Raw genomic sequence first — 17,637 nt, 5'->3', positions numbered from 1 at the left:
CCATATGAAAGAAAAAAGACCTGATTTTAGAGATATAAAATCATTTGAAGAATTTAACAAATACTATTGGTATCGAGAAGAACTTTCACAAATTTGTAAGTCTCTTGGATTAGAGTATAGATGTACGAAGCAAGAATTGAACTATATTATCGAACAATATTTTAGGGGAAATAGAGTAGAAAAATTTTTGAGTATGAGTAGAGGAAATAAAAATCAGTCCGAAGTTATAACCTTGGAGACACCATTACTTAAATGCGGTTTTTCATTTAACCAAAAATTTCGAGATTATTTTTCAGCTGTAACAGGTATTAGTCCGTTTAAATTTAGTGCTGATATGGCAACGGCTTGGCGAAAAGTAAAAAGGGATAAAGATATAAAATTCACTATTCAAGATATGATTAAAATATATTATGGTGAGTCGGATTATGCTAAGTATGATAGTTCGGCTTGTCAATGGAATAAGTTTCTAAAAGACTTTTGTTTAGATGAATTTAGCGATTGTTATTCTAATAAGTTAAAAGTTGCAGCTATTCTCTGGAAAGAAGTTAGAGAATCAAAGAGTGAAAAAGTTTACTCACGAGAACTTTTAAAAAAGTATGAATATAAAGTAGAGGAATACTGTAAGTAAACAGATCCCAGTTTGTCGAGGTAATACCTTTTAGCGATAACCTTATGCTATCGTTAAAAAGTGCACCCGGTATCCATAGTGTGCACTCAAAAAAGTGTAGCAATACTAGGAGTTCTCTCAATCCACGTCGAGAGTGTTGTATTGATGTCAAGGGTGAATGACTAAACTGTATAAAAAGGCTTGAAATCAAGGTATTTCTAAGAAAAGCCTAGACATAAAAACGAAATGTATTGAATCCGGAATCACCCTGGATAGGCTGGCAAAGGAAATCGAAACATCCGCTCCCTATGACCTGGTGATCCGCAAACAAAGAAACCATCGTCAACAACACGCTTGTCAAAATGATGGAAGCTCTGGGGTATGATATAGAGCTTCGGTATGTGAGACGGGAGGAAGAGTTATGGCATAAAGCAAATATTATCTCGATTACATATTAGAACAGCTATCTGGTTTAGAGGATATTTCCTATCGCGCAATGATGGGAGAGTCCATTTTATATTACCGAGGAAAAATCATCGGCGGCATTTATGATGACAGACTACTTGTAAAGCCCGTCCCATCCGCGGTCTCATATATGAGTTGTCCGAAGTTTGAACTTCCTTACACCGGGGCAAAGGAAATGCTGCTGGTTGAGGAAGTTGATAACAGGGAGAAACTATGTGGCTTGCTGTTGGCGATGTACGAGGAATTGCCAAAGCCGAAAAAGAAGAAAAGACGTGGAGGATGAGGCTGTTGATGGATTTACGTGATGAAAGTATGATAGTGTTAAATCAGAATTTATCGGGACAAAAGATAGGACTGCAAGGCCATATGAAGCATGAAGAAATAAGAGGAAAAAAGATTATACTGCGCAGGCAAAGAGAAGAAGACGCTCCGTTTTTCGCCTATTGGTTTAATCAGCCACAGGTTATGTTTCAATGCGGATTTGAGAAGACAACCGATGAAGAAGAGGAGAAAAGAACTATTAACGTCAGCCACAAATCGGAAGACTCGGTTTGGTTTACGATTACTGATCTTGACGGTAATATTATTGGCGAGACCGGTTTGCTCCGTATGTTTCCCGCGTGGCACCAAACCGATCTGACGATTATTATTCCAGACCCTGAAATGCAGCATAAAGGATATGGTTCGGAAGCAATCCGCATCATGTTGGACATGGCATTTCATGAGTATGAGATGCATCGGGTCTCGATTGGCGTGGTAGGGTTGAATACAGATGCACTGGAATTCTACAAGAAAATCGGTTTCAAGCAGGAAGGTATTTTAGAAGAGGCATATTATTATAACGATGAGTACAGCGATTTTATAATGATGCGAATCCTTAGCCAAGAATGGAAATAAGCGACAAATTCCAGTTTGCAGTGCCTTAGACTTTTTCCATCCAACGACATTCCCCACTTCCCCCCTGCAACGAGCGTTAAGACCAAGTTCTTGATGTAGGGTTATCATCAGGGTAGTCTTAATCCCCGTCGAGAGCGTTGTATTGATGTCAAGGGCTGATTAGCTGGGTGCATTTTCCTTTTCATATCTAAACTGCGTGTCTCTTCATAATCTACGCAGAATGATATTTTATTACAAGTTGATGAATTGAAATGAGGAATTCGTATGGTCAATAAAACTGAATATGGTTTTAACACCTCCCGTTTATTTCGATCACGGAGATAGGGTCTCGTTTGGTAAGCATTTTTATGCAAACACCTTGTAAAAACATATCCCAATGGCGTAAGAGTTGGATATGTGCCGAAGCATAGGCGGCCTATAAAACGTAAAGGAACCAATTAATCATGTTTTCTGGCTAGCTGGACAAGCAAGGACATTAAACATGCAGGTAAATATGTTGACAATTTAAAAGAAGACAAGAATGTAAAAATGTAGCGCATAAAAATATCCTCCTTACTGGTTTTGTCCAGTAAGGAGGATACATATCAAAGATGGAGTCAGATATTTTAAAATGATTTATTTAATGAGACATGGTGCAGATCCGGTCGATCGTTATGGTGGATGGAGTGAATATGGTTTAACTGAAGTTGGTAGGTCACAGGTTAATAGTGCAAAGCATAAATTATTAGGAAAAGGTATCGCTGATATCTATTCAAGTGATTTAAACCGAGCAAAAGAAACCGCTTAAAATAAAGGATGCAGAAATCGTACAAATAGATGTATAAATCTTATAAATTAACGTATCATAGAATGCAAGAAAACAATAGGAAAAGAGAAGGAGGTGCAGTATGATTACTGAACGATTAAAGATAAGAAAATTTACTAATAATGATCTAACGGAACTCTATAATCTACTTTCAGATGAAGATGTCATGGAATTTATAGAACCGCCTTTTTCATGGGAAAAAACAGCGAATTTTCTAAATAGTGTTGCACTGATTGACCCTCCTTTGATTTATGCGGTGGAAGATTTTAGTCAGAAGTTTATCGGATATGTAATATTTCATGAGTATGACAATGACTCCTTCGAATTTGGTTGGATACTCAATAAGAGATACTGGGGGAAAGGATATGCCAATGAATTAACAAAAGCCTTTATAAATCGTAGTTCAGAGATAGGAAAAAACTTGATTATTGAGTGTGCCTCGAACCATGAAAATTCCAAACGAATTGCGATGAAAAATGATTTTGAATTTATTGGAGAAAGTGATGGCTGCAGTGTATTCAAAAGAAAGCTGATTAATAAGATTTGAAAAGGTGACCAAGTTAGAATGTATGGTGTATTTCTTTTTGGATACTTATCAGAGCAAGATGATATTTTGGCATTTATGAGAGATGAAGTTTCCCATACAAGGAGAAAAGTATCAATATTTCCCAAAAATCTACTTTTCAATTTCAGTTCAAGGAGGAAATCAAATGGATGTTAAGATTGAGAAAAAGAAAGCGTTTAAAGTAGCGGGTATTAAATCAGATGTAACTAAAAGTTCAAATTTCCCAAAAGTTTGGGATAGACTGGTAGAAAAAGTACCAAGAGAAAAATTTGAAGAGTTTGGTAATGGTCAAATCTTTGGCGTAGGATAGGAATAAGTAAAAGTCCTATTAAATAGTATATAAAATTGAATAAACGTAAAATTTATGCTAAAGTGACACTGATAATAGTTATCAATAGGAGATGAAAATGTTAAAAAAATTTTTTGAAAATGTTAAAAAACCGAAAAACAATTTCGGCGGTCGCTTCATGGTGAAAGAAATGAATATTGGTCACGAAAAAATGGCGAAATGGGGCAGATCCTTTCTGAATATTAAACCATCGGATGCAGTTTTAGATCTAGGATGTGGCGGTGGACGTAATGTTCAATACTTCTTAACAAAGGCTAAAAAAGTATATGGAATGGACTATTCTAAAACAAGTGTAGATATCGCAAGTTCAGTAAATAGCGAAGCAATCAAAGATGGCAGGTGTAAAATTATTGAAGCAGACGTGGCTAAGTTACCTTTTGAAGATGAATCCATAAATATAGTAACTGCCTTTGAAACCATTTATTTTTGGAAGAATATAGAAGTACCTTTTAGGGAAATCCATCGTGTTCTAGTTCAGGACGGTCAGCTTCTAATATGCAACGAAGGAGCATATAGAGAACATAAAAATATAAAAAAATGGGCGGACATGCTAGATTTTGAAGTTTATTCTCCCGAATATCTTACAGAAACATTGAATAAGATAGGATTTAAATGTGAATACCATCTGGACGAGAAAGATCATATAGTATTTTTAGCTAGAAAATTATAAAAATATTTGTGAATAATGAAAAATAAATCTTAAGGAGAATAAAGGAAAAGATACACGTACGCACTTGCTTTCTGGAATTGTAAAATGCCCGATATGTGGAGTGGGAATGTATGGAAACAAGTGTATCAAGAAAAAATCAACATGAAGGTGGATACCTCTGAAATAGAAAAAGAAATAGATAATTACCAAAAGGAATTGAGGAAGAGTCATTCTACAAAGTTTAAGCTAATTGAGGAATATGAAGATAAACAACCTAACGGACAATGATGAACAAGTTGAGTGTGTTGTGTTGATTTTACCGGCTTGCTCAGTGGCTATCGTAAAAGTGCTTATAGCGATGAGTGAGCTTTTATTTTTTGTGACTAAGGATTGATTTTAGCTATGGTGCAAGCCTCCTATATGCTTTGTTTATTTGAAGATTTTTGTTTAGGTCTCTCTTTTTTTGAAACAATCAGAACTCGGGCTCAATATGACGACAGCGATAAATATATTTTTGCGAACAACGATTCGTGAGAACGGGATTCCTTTTTCTCTTAAATTAGAGGTTCCGAATGATACATCAATTCAAAAAAGACCTTAAATTAGCTAAAAAACAAAATAAAAATACGGATAGTCTTTTAAAAGTAATTGATGTTATATAGGCTGGGTACACATTCAGAATTATTTAAGAAATAAAATGATACCTTTGCGATAATTTTCCAATCGTTAAAAGGTGCACCCACTTTGCACCCAGGTTGCGAGGTGGGATTATGTGTCTATAGTACTTTAATTTTGAGCCACTCGCGCAATTGAAAATTGAGCCATCCCTTCCTCTTTAGGGCAATAGTTCTAGGAGGTGTATAGGAAATGATAACAATGATAGACACACAAAATAAGCACTCTTCATAACAAATGTATCTCGCAAAGAAAAAGAGCAGATGATTTAGGCATTTCTAGGAATATAGTAGCTAGCTATATAAAAAAATACGACTCGCTTAGCGCTATTCTTTTCACATCTGAGAATTTGTCTAAAGAACAGCTACATGGTTTGACGATCTTATAGACAACCTTTAAGAACAAGAGATGAAAGGCATTGGCCCCAAGCAGGGCTTTTGCTCGTAGTAGATAGAAACGATATGGACGCAAGTAAGCGTTTTTTATGCTTAGGTGTCAACCACACATTGCTATAAGCAAAATTAGAAAGAAAGTTAAACAAAAATAAAAAGTTGAAGGTTACTATTGAATATCATTAGAAAATAGGTTAGTATAAAAGAAAAGGAGTATGGTAATGAAGAGTGATTGGATCTTTAATCTCGATGATAATGAAATAGCATTTATCAAGCAGTTCATTTTATCATCTGGATCATTGAAGAGCATGGCTAACTATTACGATAGTTCCTATCACATAATCAGGAATAATCTCAATCAGTTAATTGAAAAGGTAAAGCTTATGGAGGTGGATGAAGATCCGTACGTGAAGTTCATTAAGTCTTTAGCTTTGCAAGATAAATATGATTATGAGACTACGAAGAAACTGATTGATAAATACAATGAAAGGAGGCAAGCAAATGAATAGAGAGTTATTGCTTCTTTACTTGGTGATGGGTATTGTTTTAGCCGGACTTGAAATTTACTTTGTTAAAAGCAGACGAGTAAATAAATGGATTCTACCTAGTATTGTTTGGGTTATTACGATTGCTGTAGCCATTCCATTTTCAGTGAATTTTGGAGCTTTTTCTTCGTTATTGCAGGCTGTCGTTTTGGTAGGCTTTTATATGGAAGATTGGCTTCATAGAAGGAATAGTGAGGACGAAAAATTCAAGATAAAGAACTTAGGATAAAATATCATTCGAAAATTTATCTTGATAGTTTAAAGCGGTAAATGGGTAAGAGTGAGCTGGCTGCTACTGTTGCACTTCTTTTTTGTTGCACTGCTTTGCATTTGTCGAGCCGAGCTTGGCGAGCTTATTCCGTTTTAATTAATTGCAGATCGATAAAATGGCGATAATGCTCGTGTTGCGCATATAATTCGCTGTGGGTACCGATGCCGCTGATTTTTCCCTCTTCCAGGAAAATAATCGTATCAGCGTATTTAACAGTTGAAAGACGGTGGGCAATAGAAATAATTGTTTTATCCGGCTTGAATTTAAGCAGTGTTTCAAAAATCAGAGTTTCCAATTCCGAGTCAACCGAAGCTGTAGATTCATCGAGTAAATAAATAGAAGCTTCTTTCAACAAAGCTTTAGCGATCATTAAACGTTGCTTTTGACCGACGGATAAATTTTTGGCAGCTAAACCGAAATCGTAGCCTGCAATATTCTCTGTATTCAGATTTAATTCAGCAGCTAAGCCGACGGTGTTCAGTGTATCTATAAGCTGAGCGTTAGATACCTTATGCTCTTGCCCTAAATTAAGAAAATCAGATAAACTTGAGCCGATGATGCTACTTTCTTGTGGAACTAAGGCAATGTGTCGGCGGATGCTTTTTTTGCTGAAAGAATTTAATTCTTGTGCGTTAAGCAGGATTTTGCCGCTATCAGGTTCGTACAAACGAAGCAATAATTTGTATAATGTACTTTTGCCGGAACCTGATGGACCGACGACTGCAATTTTACTGCCGATAGGAATTTCACAGGATAAATTATCCAGTACTGCAGTGTGCTCGTAGGCGAAAGAAAGATTGCAAAAAGAGAGACTTTTTATTTCTGTTAATTCTTCCTTCCCCTCGTTAGTTGTTTCCGATTCCAATGTTAAATATTTTTCCAGTTCGACTTTGTTGGTATTCCATTTCGACTTAGCCATGAAAAAGTTGCTTGTATAAGCAATCGGATTAAGAAGTTGTAGTAAGTAGAGGAGAAATGGAATCAAGACACCGATTGTGATTTCGCCGCTTTGGACTCTTTTTCCGCCATAGACGAAAATTAAGGAAACTATTATTAAAAGTAATAAGAAAACCAAAGGTTCGGCAATTGCATCAAAGCCGCCGCTTTTAATCGCTATATTTTTCAGATCTTTATTTTTCTGATCAATATTTTCTTCTATTTCCCACCGTAGAAAATGAACGGCGTTTAAACATAATGTTTCCTCCAATAAATGCGTAGATTTTCTTAGGCAATATGAAATAGCCTGAAGCTATAAACATGAGCCGGTGAATAAATAATAGAGTGTGTGAGTAAATCTCTGTAAATAAGATTTCCTGTGATATAATTTCCTGCTAATTAGCCCAGATGCTTGCTATTCCAACTACTTAGCAGTTATTCATTATATAATTCATATGAAATTGCATGTCAAGAGCAGGCAGGTGTTTCCTGTCTGCTCTTTTGCTTGGTATTTTCAAGTTATTCAGGTAGCCTATCCTCATACATGAGCGTTAATTCGCCATAAACTTGGCCCCAGTTTCTAAGTGGCATAGTCCATTTCTTCTTTTCTGTCCTTATCTGCCACATATTTCAGAGTGTTTCGGACTTGATGAACTATACAACGTTGGTATTCAGTGTTAGGAAAAGCTGTAGATATAGCTTCACGAATGCCGACTAGTCCGTCAGCACATATGATCATCACATCTACGTCTTCCCTTCAGTAATTTTCACTTTGTGGATGTTTTCTTTTTTGCTTCTTGCCATTTTTTCGGCCTCCTTTAATTAGTTTATATCGCAGGAGTACCTATTGGAATCTTTCATCTGCTTTTTACAGAAATTATTTCATACTCTCGAAAATGAGGTTTAGACGGTCAAGCCTTAACTTTGGTGTAAATTCATTTTCTTCCCTTTATCTGCTATTTTTATGTTCAAACTCAAACGAGAAAATAAGCGGGGCTTCCCCACCATCATGGCGCTTGATTGTGCTATCTGATGAAGGAATGCGAACACGCAAAGCGCGTATGGTAGCCAAGCAATCCTATTCATGTAAATTGTGTTGCAATATACGACACAATTATGTATGGTATGAATATGGAGGTTGATTGATATGGCAGTTACTAAAAGTGCGAATGTGAATGTGAGAATACAAGAAAATATTAAACAGCAGGCAGAGCAGATTCTGGAAACTATTGGAATTTCTAGGGCTACTGCTATTGACATGTTTTATCGTCAAATCATTCTTAATAAGGGTATTCCGTTTTCGCTTACTATTCCAAAGTCACTTCCGGCACAAGATGATATGGACGAGAAAACGTTTAACGCGTTGATGGCTAAAGGTTATGATCAGGCGGTTCGTGGTGATAGTTATCCGATAGATGATGTTTTTACAGACAATGCCTTATCGTGTGAATTGTATAGCTGAGCAGCCGTGGGGTGAGCTTGGTTTTAGAAAAATACGTGTAAAAAATTATTACATTTCGTTAAAAGGTGCACCCAATATCCATAGTGTGCACTCAAAATTTAGACAGACTTCCCAATAGATTACTCATCAGTAAATTCAAATAAATCTTCTACTTTTACTTTGAAAATTTTTGCGATATCCATGGCCAGTTTCAAAGACGGATTATACCTACCGTTTTCTAGATGAACAATAGTTTCTCTTCTGACATTAACCATTTCAGCCAGCTCTGACTGTTTATAGTTTGCTTTTTCTCGGTAATCTTTTAGTTTTGTTATTAACGCCATAGCTATACCCCTTTTGAATTCAAGATAAGGAACAGCATGGTACGAAGCGTTGCGATTGTGATAATGCTTCCGATGATTAGCCAGCCCATCATTGCAGTTGACATTGCATTGACGTGCCCTAAAATCCCTCCCACATATGCAACTATTACCATTAAAACAGTTAGAACTTTCAGGCATATTGCATCGCATTTGCGTAGTGTTTTTATCGCCAACTCATCAAAACATTCTTTCTTATACTTATGTATCCTAAGATAATGGGCTAGCAATATAAGGAATAAGAATCCGCCGAAGTAAGCTGAATATTGGCGATATTCGGGCATCCAATCGGATCTACTCCACATCCAATAGTAACCTGCAACTAATAAGGCAATGACAATTTTTGTTGCTACAATTTCTAGTATTGATACTTTTTTCTTCATATTAATCTCCTTCTAGTGTAAAAACATAAGGTGATATATTTCTAACATGTGTTATAAATATATAACTTTGAAAACAGCTTGTCAATATTGAGCTTGTAAATTTCTTTTGGACACCAAAGAATAGAGAATTACGGCGTAGGTCAAGCTCTAACGTTGGTGTAAATTCATTTTGTAAATCCAACTTCAAAATATGTCTGTTATGGAATTAATTCTAAATAGGGAGAGGCATAGATTTACGGAAATAATGACTCATTTAAAAAAATACTTATCGTAAAAGATAGAATAAAGTCATTTTTAGATGAAAATGGGATACTCACTCTTAATTTATTCGACTTCTTATTGGATAAGCATAGTTTAGATTTATAACGAATACCTTTATTTATTAGTATGGATATATTCCCACATACGAAGCTTTGAAAAACATTTCATCTTATCCATACTGACCACTTAATCCAGCTTGTCGCCTAGTGTGTCCGAAATTCTGGGTCCATCTCAATACTCAATAATCAAGCTATTAAGCAGGTCTTAAACTTTTTAACGATAGCTTTTCCTATCGTTAAAAGGTGCAACCACTTTGCACCCAGCTGTTTATGTGGGAAAATAAGGTTGTTGGCGTGGCTACAATTTTATCAAATAGAATTAATGAGATGTAATTTAACGGAAATCTGCTTTTCTCGCAGTCTTAAATCCAGTTTCTTTTTGAACTAATACACTAAACTCTTGACAAATATTGAATATGAGTTCAGTATTTTATTAGAAAGAGGTGTGATATGGCACAAGTATTGAAAGAAGAAGTTAGAAATAGAATACTTGATGCAGCAGAAAAAGTATTTTATAAAAATGATTATAGAGGTGCTAAATTAACAGAAATTGCAAAAGAAGCAGATATTCCTGTGGCACTCATTTATACCTATTTCAAAAATAAGGAAGTTTTGTTTGATGCAGTAGTAAGTTCTGTTTATATAAACTTTGACTCAGCTTTTAATGAGGAAGAATCTTTGGAAAAAGGTTCTGCTTCTGAAAGATTTGATGAAGTTGGAGAAAATTATATTCATGAACTTTTAAAAGAGCGTAAGAAGTTAATTATTTTAATGGATAAAAGTTCAGGTACAAAGCATGCAGACGCAAAACAAAAACTCATATCGCAAATGCAGGTTCATATTGAAGTAAGTTTAAAAAGACAATCAAAAGAAGAATATGATCCAATGCTTTCCCATATTTTAGCCAGTAACTTTACAGAGGGGCTTCTTGAAATAGCAAGGCACTATCAAAGTGAAAAGTGGGCAAAAGATATGCTAAAACTTATTGCAAGGTGTTATTACAAGGGAGTGGAATCCCTGTAATCAGCACTAAAAAATAGACTTTGTGTAATCAGCAAAGTCTTATTTTAAGCCTTAATATTAAATTAAAATTCAATATTATTCGGTTTTGAAAGGAGTGTTGTTCATGCCAGAAAAAGAATTAAGGAAAAAAGTGATAGGGAAAAATGGCTTATCCAATTCACTTCTTGCTTTAAAAATAGTATTTGATTTGATACCACAAATCTTACTTGTATATTTAATTAGTTCTTTAATCACAAACAATACTAACGAAGTTGATTTAAAGTATGTATTCTTTGGAATCTTTATCTCATTTGTGTTAAAAGGCGTGTTTTACTATTTTGCAACAAAGGCTGCTCATGAGAAAGCATACGAAAAATTAACAGAACTTAGGTTAGATATTATTGATCATCTAAAAAAACTAAGTTTAGGATTTTTTAAAGAACATAATACAGGAGAGCTTACCAACATTGTTCAGCATGATGTGGAACAAGTGGAAGTATACCTTGCCCATGGTCTTCCTGAAATAATGTCAGTTACACTTCTACCTACCATTATTTTTGTAGCTATGATTTTTGTGGATTGGCGTCTTGCTCTTGGAATGATTGCCGGAGTTCCACTCATGTATTTGGTGAAAGTTCTTTCACAGAAAACAATGGATAAAAATTTTGCTATTTACTTTAACCATGAAAACAAGATGAGAGAAGAGCTAATGGAATATGTAAAAAATATTTCTGTGATTAAGGCTTTTGCTAAAGAAGAGGAGATTAGCGAAAGAACATTAAAAACGGCAAGAGAGTATGTTTACTGGGTTAAAAAGAGTATGGGGGCAATCACAATTCCAATGGGACTCATTGACATATTTATGGAAATTGGAGTAGTTATTGTCATGATTTTGGGAAGTATATTTCTTTACTATGGAAATATTACAACCCCTAATTTTATACTTGCAATTATTTTATCATCTGCGTTTACAGCATCCATAAGCAAGACAGCCACTCTACAACATTTTTCTATTGTATTTAAGGAGGCATTAAAGGCGATTGGCAAAGTTTTAACCGTTCCGCTTCCAAAGAAAAAGACAGAACAAGGTTTAGAATTTGGAAACATAGAATTTAAAGATGTGAATTTTGCATACGGAAAAGATGGCTTTGCGCTTAAAGATATCAATTTAACTTTTAAGAAAAATAGCTTGAATGCCTTTGTAGGGGCAAGCGGTTGTGGGAAAAGTACCGTATCTAATTTGCTTATGGGATTTTGGGATGCTGACAGCGGACGAATAGAAATAAATGGGAAAGATATAAAGGATTACAGTCAGGAAAATATTTCAAATCTTATTGGAAGTGTGCAACAGGAGGTCATCCTTTTCGATTTAAGTATTTTTGACAATATTGCAATCGGGAAACTTAATGCGACAAAAGAAGAAGTCATAGAAGCTGCCAAAAAAGCGAGATGTCATGACTTTATTTCAGCGTTGCCAAATGGATATGAAACACGAGTAGGTGAAATGGGAGTTAAGTTATCCGGTGGAGAAAAACAAAGAATATCAATTGCGAGAATGATACTTAAAAATGCACCGATTTTAATATTAGATGAGGCAATGGCAGCTGTTGATAGTGAAAACGAAAGACTAATCGGTGAAGCGATTGATGATTTAAGTCAGGATAAAACCATCATTACAATTGCTCATCATCTAAATACGATTAGAGATTCAGACCAAATTATTGTTATGGATAAAGGCCTTGTTCTTGATGCAGGAAGTCATGAAGAGCTGATGGAAAGATGTGAGTTCTATAAGGATATGGTTGAAGCACAGAACAAGGTAGATAGATGGAATTTGAAAGAGGTGGTAACAGAAAATGTTTAGAGAAATGTTAAAACTACTTACAAAAACCGGCAAGAGAGATTTGATTATATCAAGTGTATTTTTTGCCCTTTATGGACTCAGCTCCATAGCCATGATTGTTATCGTATTTTCTATACTGTTCCAAATCTTTGACGGAACGAGCTTAACAAGCCTATATAAATATTTTATTGCGATTGGATTACTTGTAGTCTTCAAAGGTATTTGTAACATGGTCGCAGATATGAAAAAGCATAGTGCAGGTTTTGATATTGTTCAGCAAATAAGAGAACGCATGATTATCAAATTAAAGAAATTCAGTTTGGGATTTTATACCAATGAACGACTTGGGGAAATAAATACAATTTTACACAAAGATGTTGATAATATGTCCCTTGTTGTAGGGCATATGTGGTCGAGAATGTTTGGTGATTTTTTGATAGGCGCAGTCGTATTTGTTGGTCTTGCAAATATTGATTTCAAACTTTCTATTATTATGGCTGTATCTGTTCCGATTGCACTAATCTTTCTATATCTGACAATTAAGCAATCTGAAAAAATAGAAAATCAGAACAACTCAGCACTTCTTGATATGGTTAGCTTATTTGTTGAATATGTTAGAGGAATACCTGTATTAAAGAGTTTTTCAAACAATAAGAGCTTGGATAATGAGCTTATGAATAAGACAAAAAAGTTTGGAGAAACAAGCAAAGTAGCTTCAAGATTAAAGGCAAAACAGCTATCTATATTTGGGTTTTTACTGGATATTGGATATTTAGTTCTTTTAATTGCAGGAGCAATACTTGTTACAACGGGAAGTCTTGATGTACTTCATTTTATTATCTTTGCAGTAATTTCAAAAGAATTTTATAAGCCATTCGCTTCTATGGAACAACACTATATGTACTATGTTTCGGCGGTAGATAGTTATGAGAGACTTTCAAGAATTTTATATGCAGATGTAATCCCGGATAAAGTGAATGGAATTGTTCCGAAAGATAATGATATAGCTTTTGAAAACATAGATTTTTCTTATGAAAAAGATGAATTTAAAATGGAAAAATTGAGCTTTTCTATTGCTGAAAAAACAATGACAGCCTTAGTTGGAGAATCAGGTAGTGGAAAGACTACTATTACCAACTTGCTTCTAAGATTTTATGATGTGCATAAAGGGAAAATTATACTTGGAGGAACTGATATAAGGGATATTCCTTATGATGAGCTTTTAGATCGTATCAGCATTGTCATGCAGAATGTTCAACTGTTTGATAACACGATTGAAGAAAATATCAGAGTAGGTAAAAAAGGAGCTACAAAAGAAGAAATCATTGAAGCTGCAAAGAAAGCGAGAATACATGATTTCATTATGAGTTTACCAAAAGGTTATGAAACTGATATTGGAGAAAATGGTGGGATTTTATCAGGTGGACAGAGACAAAGAATATCTATTGCAAGAGCTTTTCTAAAGGATGCACCTATTTTAATTCTTGATGAAATGACAAGTAATGTTGATCCTGTAAATGAATCTTTGATACAAGATGCTATTACAGAACTCGCAAAGAATAGAACTGTACTTGTAGTGGCTCATCATTTAAAAACCATTCAAAAAGCCGACCAAATTCTCGTATTTCAAAAAGGTAATTTACTTGAAAAAGGAAAGCACGGGGAACTTCTTGATAAAAATGGTTACTACACAAAATTATGGAAAGCTCAGTATGAGGTGTAACCATGATTTTGTTAAAAGATGTTTCTTATGAATGGGAAGATGGGCGAACTGCTTTAAAAAATATCAATCTTGAAATTAAAAAAGGTGAATTTGTTTTAATTTCAGGGAAAAGTGGAAGTGGTAAAAGCACTCTTGGAAGTGTAATGAATGGCCTTATTCCACATTATTACAAAGGCAAAATGAAAGGAGAAGCCTTTGCGTTCGGAAAAGATATAAGCAAATTATTACTTCATGAAGTAGGGCATATTGTAGGGACTGTATTTCAAGATCCAAGAAGTCAGTTTTTCACGACAACGACAGATGAAGAAATAGCTTTTGGGCTTCAAACTATCTGTAAATCAAGAGATGAAATCAAACAGAGAGTAGAAGAAGTATATGCAGAGCTGGATATTGAGGAACTGAAAGGAAAATCTGTTTTTGAATTATCAAGCGGGCAGAAACAAAAGATAGCTATTGCAAGTATCTATGCAATGAATCCGAAAGTTTTAATTTTAGATGAGCCTTCAGCAAATTTGGATATGAAAGCAACATTTGATCTGTTTTTAATTTTGGAGAAATTAAAGAAAAAAGGTACAACAGTTGTTCTAATTGAGCATCGTTTGTACTATGCAAAATCTTTATTTGACCGTTTTCTTTTGATGAAAGATGGAGAGATTGCACAGGACTTGAGCCGGGAAGAAGTTATCCATCTTGAAGAGGAGTTTTGGGATGAGAATGGACTAAGAACTCTTGAATTAGAAGAATACAGGATAAGTGAGAAGAAAGATTCATATCAATTAAATGATGAAAGTATCAGTGGAAAAGGCTTGAGATTTTGCTATCCGAATGTAGCTAAGGATGGAAAGAAACAAAACAAGTACATCTTAAATCATCTTGATTTCAATATAGAGTGTGGGAAAGCCATTGGTCTTATCGGCTTAAACGGTACCGGGAAAACTACCTTTGCAAGAGTGATTTCAGGACTTGAGAAGATAAAAGAGGGAACAATATGGGCGGGAAAAGATAAGTCGCTTAATCATAAAGATTTAATGGATATGTCATATTTTGTCTTTCAAGATTCAGACTATCAGTTATTTTCGGAAAGTGTACTTGATGAAATGCTACTTGGTATTTCAAGTAAAGATAAAAAAGAAAATACCCAAAAGGCAAAGTTTATTTTGAGTGTACTTGGCTTAGATAAATACGTTGATAAACATCCGTTTGCTTTATCAAGAGGAGAAAAACAAAGATTGACAATAGCTTGTGGAATGATGAAACAGGCAAAGATTTTCATCTATGATGAACCAACATCAGGTTGTGATAAAGACTCAATGCTTTCGGTGGCAAAATTGATTGAAGAACAATTAAAAAATGGGACAACAGTTTTGGTAATAAGTCATGATTTTGAGTTTTTAGCAAACACAGTAAGTGAGCTGTGGGTAATGGGAGATGGAAAAATAGAAACTGTTTTGAATATGAGTGAAAGTAACAAATTTCTCATATTAGACAAGATGAGAGGAGGTGGTAAGCGTGGTAGATAGAAAAACCATTGATCCGAGAATAAAGCTTACTCTACTTCCAATTGTTGGATTTACGAGCTTTTTTATAAGCGATACAATTCTACTTTTTATTCTAATTGTTTTTGCCTTTTTTCTGTATGTATATAGCAGTATGTGGAAAAGGGCGTTACGCTTTATCTTGTTTTTTGTGCTTTTATACTGCATAGAGTTAGGGCTTAGCAAGTTTTCTGAAGCAAGCATCGTATTTGCAATATATATGTTTATTTACTTTGTATCAAGAATGACCTTAATCGCTATGTTTGGTGGATATATAACAAAGACTACAAGTGTAAGTGAAATGCTGGAAGCGTTAAATAGAATGAAAGTACCAAGAAGCATTGGTATACCTTTTAGTGTTTTGCTTAGGTTTGTACCAACTATAAAAACAGAACTCAAGGCATTAAAAGAGAATATGAGGATTCGAGGAATTGTAACAAGCAGATTTTTCCCATTGCTACACCCAATTAAATACATTGAATATACGCTTGTTCCGCTTTTAATGAGAATGATTAAGATTTCAGATGAACTGTCAGCTTCAGCACTCATTAGAGGACTTGATAGTGATGAGAAGAGGGTAACATTAACAGAATTGCAGTTTAGATGTGCAGACTTAACTATTGGACTATTAGGAGCTTTTATGATCGCTCTTATGATAGTAATACAGAGAATTTATTAGGAGGGCTTTTATGAAAAACAAATTAAATGGTCGTGATTTTATTACAATCGGAATTTTTAATGCAATTGGAATTGTCATATACATGGCAGTTGCATTTGCCATGGCAACAACAGTTGTTGGAGGATTTATTGCTTCAGGAGTTAGCTTTATGGTAGCTGCCACCGTTTATATCCTTATGGCTGTGAAAGTTAAAAAGAAGGGCGTATTTACAATATCAGGAACGCTTCTTGGTTTAATTGCGCTGTCAGGAGGACATTTGCCTCATGCAGTCTTTGCTGTAATCGGTGGAATTATATGTGATTTGATTATAGGAAATTACAAGAGCAAGGGACGAATGATTATTGGATATGGGACATTTGCATTAGCAGATTTTTTAGGGACTGTAATTCCCGTGATTTTATTCGGAACTGCTTCTTTTGTGGAAAGAGCAACAAAATGGAAAATGAGCGAAGCACAAATAAATGAAGCATTATCTTATTTCAAAGTTTCGTGGGCAGTAGGATTTGGCTTGATAACTTTTGTTCTTGCTTGCATAGGAGCTTTTGTTGCAACAAGAATACTTAAAAAACATTTTGAAAAAGCCGGAGTGATTTAATCAATATTTATTTGTGAGGGAAAAGAAAAATGGATTAAGTAGTTGGAGGTAATTGCTATGTGTTGTTTAGGGTATGTTATTCATATAGGAAAAAAGAATAGGCCTTTTTGATACTGGTAATTATCATAAAAAATCAAATTTTAAATATAGAGAAAGAGCAAATTTCTTTCATTTTAGAGGACTTCTTATGCCCGGATGCAGAAGTCCTCCTTTTTTGTCTAAAAACGCAGACAAAAAAGAAATGGAGGAAACTTTATGGCAAAAGAATATTACCTTTATGTCAACGGACAAAGGGTTAAAGTCAGCGAGCAGATATATCAGGTCTACTGGCGAGACGATGGTATCATTGTCCAAACTAAACCCAGACCAACATATTGATATAGAAATCGGAGAAGAATTATCTGAAATAGATTTTTCAAAAGATGCAACTTATGGAGAAATTAAAAAGTTGGAATGATTCAAATAATATCTAAGATTGAGAATTTTAAAATTAAGATATTAAAAACTAATGAAGCCTTGCAAGAAAAGACAGATTAGGATAGCGAAATAAACAAAACAAGGCTATGATAATTGACAAATT

21 protein-coding genes and 2 pseudogenes are annotated in these 17,637 nt (G+C 34.7%); 19 read left to right on the top strand and 4 right to left on the bottom strand.

What is annotated here, in order from left to right; genetic code table 11:
- Nucleotides 1–4: 4 nt before the first annotated feature.
- The 11 genes and pseudogenes from HMPREF0868_RS07565 to HMPREF0868_RS07525 all read left to right on the top strand — a co-directional run bounded on the left by HMPREF0868_RS07565 (nt 5) and on the right by HMPREF0868_RS07525 (nt 6,178).
- Nucleotides 5–628 (top strand): SAP domain-containing protein, encoded by a 624-nt coding sequence (locus tag HMPREF0868_RS07565; protein WP_012994153.1) that lies wholly within the window; start codon nt 5–7, stop codon nt 626–628.
- A gap of 430 nt (nt 629–1,058) precedes the next feature.
- Nucleotides 1,059–1,355 (top strand): TfoX/Sxy family protein, encoded by a 297-nt coding sequence (locus HMPREF0868_RS08375; RefSeq protein WP_242821337.1) that lies wholly within the window; start codon nt 1,059–1,061, stop codon nt 1,353–1,355.
- Between the two features lie 8 nt (nt 1,356–1,363).
- Nucleotides 1,364–1,969, top strand: coding sequence for a GNAT family N-acetyltransferase (locus HMPREF0868_RS07560; protein ID WP_338037237.1), 606 nt, complete (start codon nt 1,364–1,366; stop codon nt 1,967–1,969).
- Nucleotides 1,970–2,579: 610 nt separating this feature from the next.
- On the top strand, nt 2,580–2,756 hold the full coding sequence (locus tag HMPREF0868_RS07555) for a histidine phosphatase family protein (RefSeq protein ID WP_012994151.1): 177 nt from the start codon (nt 2,580–2,582) through the stop codon (nt 2,754–2,756).
- 100 nt (nt 2,757–2,856) lie between these two features.
- Entirely contained in the window at nt 2,857–3,321 is a 465-nt protein-coding gene (locus HMPREF0868_RS07550) for a GNAT family N-acetyltransferase (RefSeq protein ID WP_012994150.1), read from the top strand.
- A gap of 163 nt (nt 3,322–3,484) precedes the next feature.
- The gene (locus tag HMPREF0868_RS08370) at nt 3,485–3,649 is read left to right on the top strand and encodes a hypothetical protein (RefSeq protein ID WP_012994149.1); all 165 of its coding nucleotides are present in this window, start codon (nt 3,485–3,487) and stop codon (nt 3,647–3,649) included.
- A gap of 97 nt (nt 3,650–3,746) precedes the next feature.
- Nucleotides 3,747–4,358 carry a class I SAM-dependent methyltransferase gene (locus HMPREF0868_RS07545; RefSeq protein WP_012994148.1) on the top strand — a complete coding sequence of 204 codons (612 nt, stop codon included), beginning with the start codon at nt 3,747–3,749 and terminating at the stop codon, nt 4,356–4,358.
- Between the two features lie 84 nt (nt 4,359–4,442).
- On the top strand, nt 4,443–4,625 hold the full coding sequence (locus HMPREF0868_RS07540) for a hypothetical protein (protein WP_041705736.1): 183 nt from the start codon (nt 4,443–4,445) through the stop codon (nt 4,623–4,625).
- Between the two features lie 184 nt (nt 4,626–4,809).
- Nucleotides 4,810–4,926 (top strand): annotated as a pseudogene (locus tag HMPREF0868_RS08365) (type II toxin-antitoxin system RelB/DinJ family antitoxin); the annotation flags it as partial.
- Between the two features lie 699 nt (nt 4,927–5,625).
- Nucleotides 5,626–5,913 carry a DUF2089 family protein gene (locus HMPREF0868_RS07530; RefSeq protein WP_012994145.1) on the top strand — a complete coding sequence of 96 codons (288 nt, stop codon included), beginning with the start codon at nt 5,626–5,628 and terminating at the stop codon, nt 5,911–5,913.
- A complete protein-coding gene (locus HMPREF0868_RS07525; RefSeq protein ID WP_012994144.1) occupies nt 5,906–6,178 on the top strand; it encodes a hypothetical protein in 273 nt (90 codons plus the stop codon). The genes HMPREF0868_RS07530 and HMPREF0868_RS07525 overlap by 8 nt, the downstream gene beginning before the upstream one ends.
- 124 nt (nt 6,179–6,302) lie before the next feature.
- On the opposite strand, the gene HMPREF0868_RS07520 is transcribed toward HMPREF0868_RS07525, so the two are convergent.
- Together HMPREF0868_RS07520 and HMPREF0868_RS07515 are read right to left on the bottom strand one after the other, a co-directional pair.
- On the bottom strand, nt 6,303–7,427 hold the full coding sequence (locus tag HMPREF0868_RS07520) for an ATP-binding cassette domain-containing protein (RefSeq protein WP_012994143.1): 1,125 nt from the start codon (nt 7,425–7,427) through the stop codon (nt 6,303–6,305).
- Nucleotides 7,428–7,757: 330 nt separating this feature from the next.
- Nucleotides 7,758–7,901, bottom strand: a pseudogene (locus HMPREF0868_RS07515) (transposase); the annotation flags it as partial.
- A gap of 402 nt (nt 7,902–8,303) precedes the next feature.
- On the opposite strand from HMPREF0868_RS07515, the gene HMPREF0868_RS07510 reads away from it, so the two are divergent.
- On the top strand, nt 8,304–8,618 hold the full coding sequence (locus HMPREF0868_RS07510) for a type II toxin-antitoxin system RelB/DinJ family antitoxin (RefSeq protein WP_012994141.1): 315 nt from the start codon (nt 8,304–8,306) through the stop codon (nt 8,616–8,618).
- A 119-nt stretch (nt 8,619–8,737) separates the two neighbouring features.
- Here HMPREF0868_RS07510 and HMPREF0868_RS07505 read toward each other — a convergent pair whose 3' ends face one another.
- Together HMPREF0868_RS07505 and HMPREF0868_RS07500 are read right to left on the bottom strand one after the other, a co-directional pair.
- Nucleotides 8,738–8,941 carry a helix-turn-helix transcriptional regulator gene (locus tag HMPREF0868_RS07505; RefSeq protein ID WP_012994140.1) on the bottom strand — a complete coding sequence of 68 codons (204 nt, stop codon included), beginning with the start codon at nt 8,939–8,941 and terminating at the stop codon, nt 8,738–8,740.
- 2 nt (nt 8,942–8,943) lie between these two features.
- Complete coding sequence (locus HMPREF0868_RS07500; protein ID WP_041705734.1) at nt 8,944–9,360, bottom strand: hypothetical protein; 417 nt, start codon at nt 9,358–9,360, stop codon at nt 8,944–8,946.
- Nucleotides 9,361–10,130: 770 nt separating this feature from the next.
- Here HMPREF0868_RS07500 and HMPREF0868_RS07495 point away from each other — a divergent pair.
- From HMPREF0868_RS07495 to HMPREF0868_RS08845, 7 genes are all read left to right on the top strand, one after another.
- Nucleotides 10,131–10,703: a TetR/AcrR family transcriptional regulator gene (locus HMPREF0868_RS07495; protein ID WP_012994139.1), complete on the top strand. Its 573-nt coding sequence runs from the start codon at nt 10,131–10,133 to the stop codon at nt 10,701–10,703.
- Nucleotides 10,704–10,806: 103 nt separating this feature from the next.
- The gene (locus HMPREF0868_RS07490) at nt 10,807–12,546 is read left to right on the top strand and encodes an ABC transporter ATP-binding protein (protein ID WP_012994138.1); all 1,740 of its coding nucleotides are present in this window, start codon (nt 10,807–10,809) and stop codon (nt 12,544–12,546) included.
- Nucleotides 12,539–14,248: an ABC transporter ATP-binding protein gene (locus HMPREF0868_RS07485; RefSeq protein ID WP_012994137.1), complete on the top strand. Its 1,710-nt coding sequence runs from the start codon at nt 12,539–12,541 to the stop codon at nt 14,246–14,248. Before HMPREF0868_RS07490 ends, HMPREF0868_RS07485 begins: the two co-directional genes overlap by 8 nt.
- Nucleotides 14,249–14,250: 2 nt before the next feature.
- Nucleotides 14,251–15,768, top strand: coding sequence for an ABC transporter ATP-binding protein (locus HMPREF0868_RS07480; protein ID WP_012994136.1), 1,518 nt, complete (start codon nt 14,251–14,253; stop codon nt 15,766–15,768).
- Nucleotides 15,758–16,462, top strand: coding sequence for an energy-coupling factor transporter transmembrane component T (locus HMPREF0868_RS07475; protein WP_012994135.1), 705 nt, complete (start codon nt 15,758–15,760; stop codon nt 16,460–16,462). The genes HMPREF0868_RS07480 and HMPREF0868_RS07475 overlap by 11 nt, the downstream gene beginning before the upstream one ends.
- A gap of 10 nt (nt 16,463–16,472) precedes the next feature.
- Nucleotides 16,473–17,057 carry an MptD family putative ECF transporter S component gene (locus tag HMPREF0868_RS07470; protein ID WP_012994134.1) on the top strand — a complete coding sequence of 195 codons (585 nt, stop codon included), beginning with the start codon at nt 16,473–16,475 and terminating at the stop codon, nt 17,055–17,057.
- A 187-nt stretch (nt 17,058–17,244) separates the two neighbouring features.
- On the top strand, nt 17,245–17,514 hold the full coding sequence (locus HMPREF0868_RS08845; RefSeq protein WP_476703289.1) for a hypothetical protein: 270 nt from the start codon (nt 17,245–17,247) through the stop codon (nt 17,512–17,514).
- Nucleotides 17,515–17,637: the final 123 nt, after the last annotated feature.

It is taken from the genome of Mageeibacillus indolicus UPII9-5 (assembly GCF_000025225.2).
In the GTDB taxonomy this organism is placed as follows: Bacteria; Bacillota; Clostridia; order Saccharofermentanales; family Fastidiosipilaceae; genus Mageeibacillus; species Mageeibacillus indolicus.
This window is presented reverse-complemented; position numbering and strand designations above follow the sequence as displayed.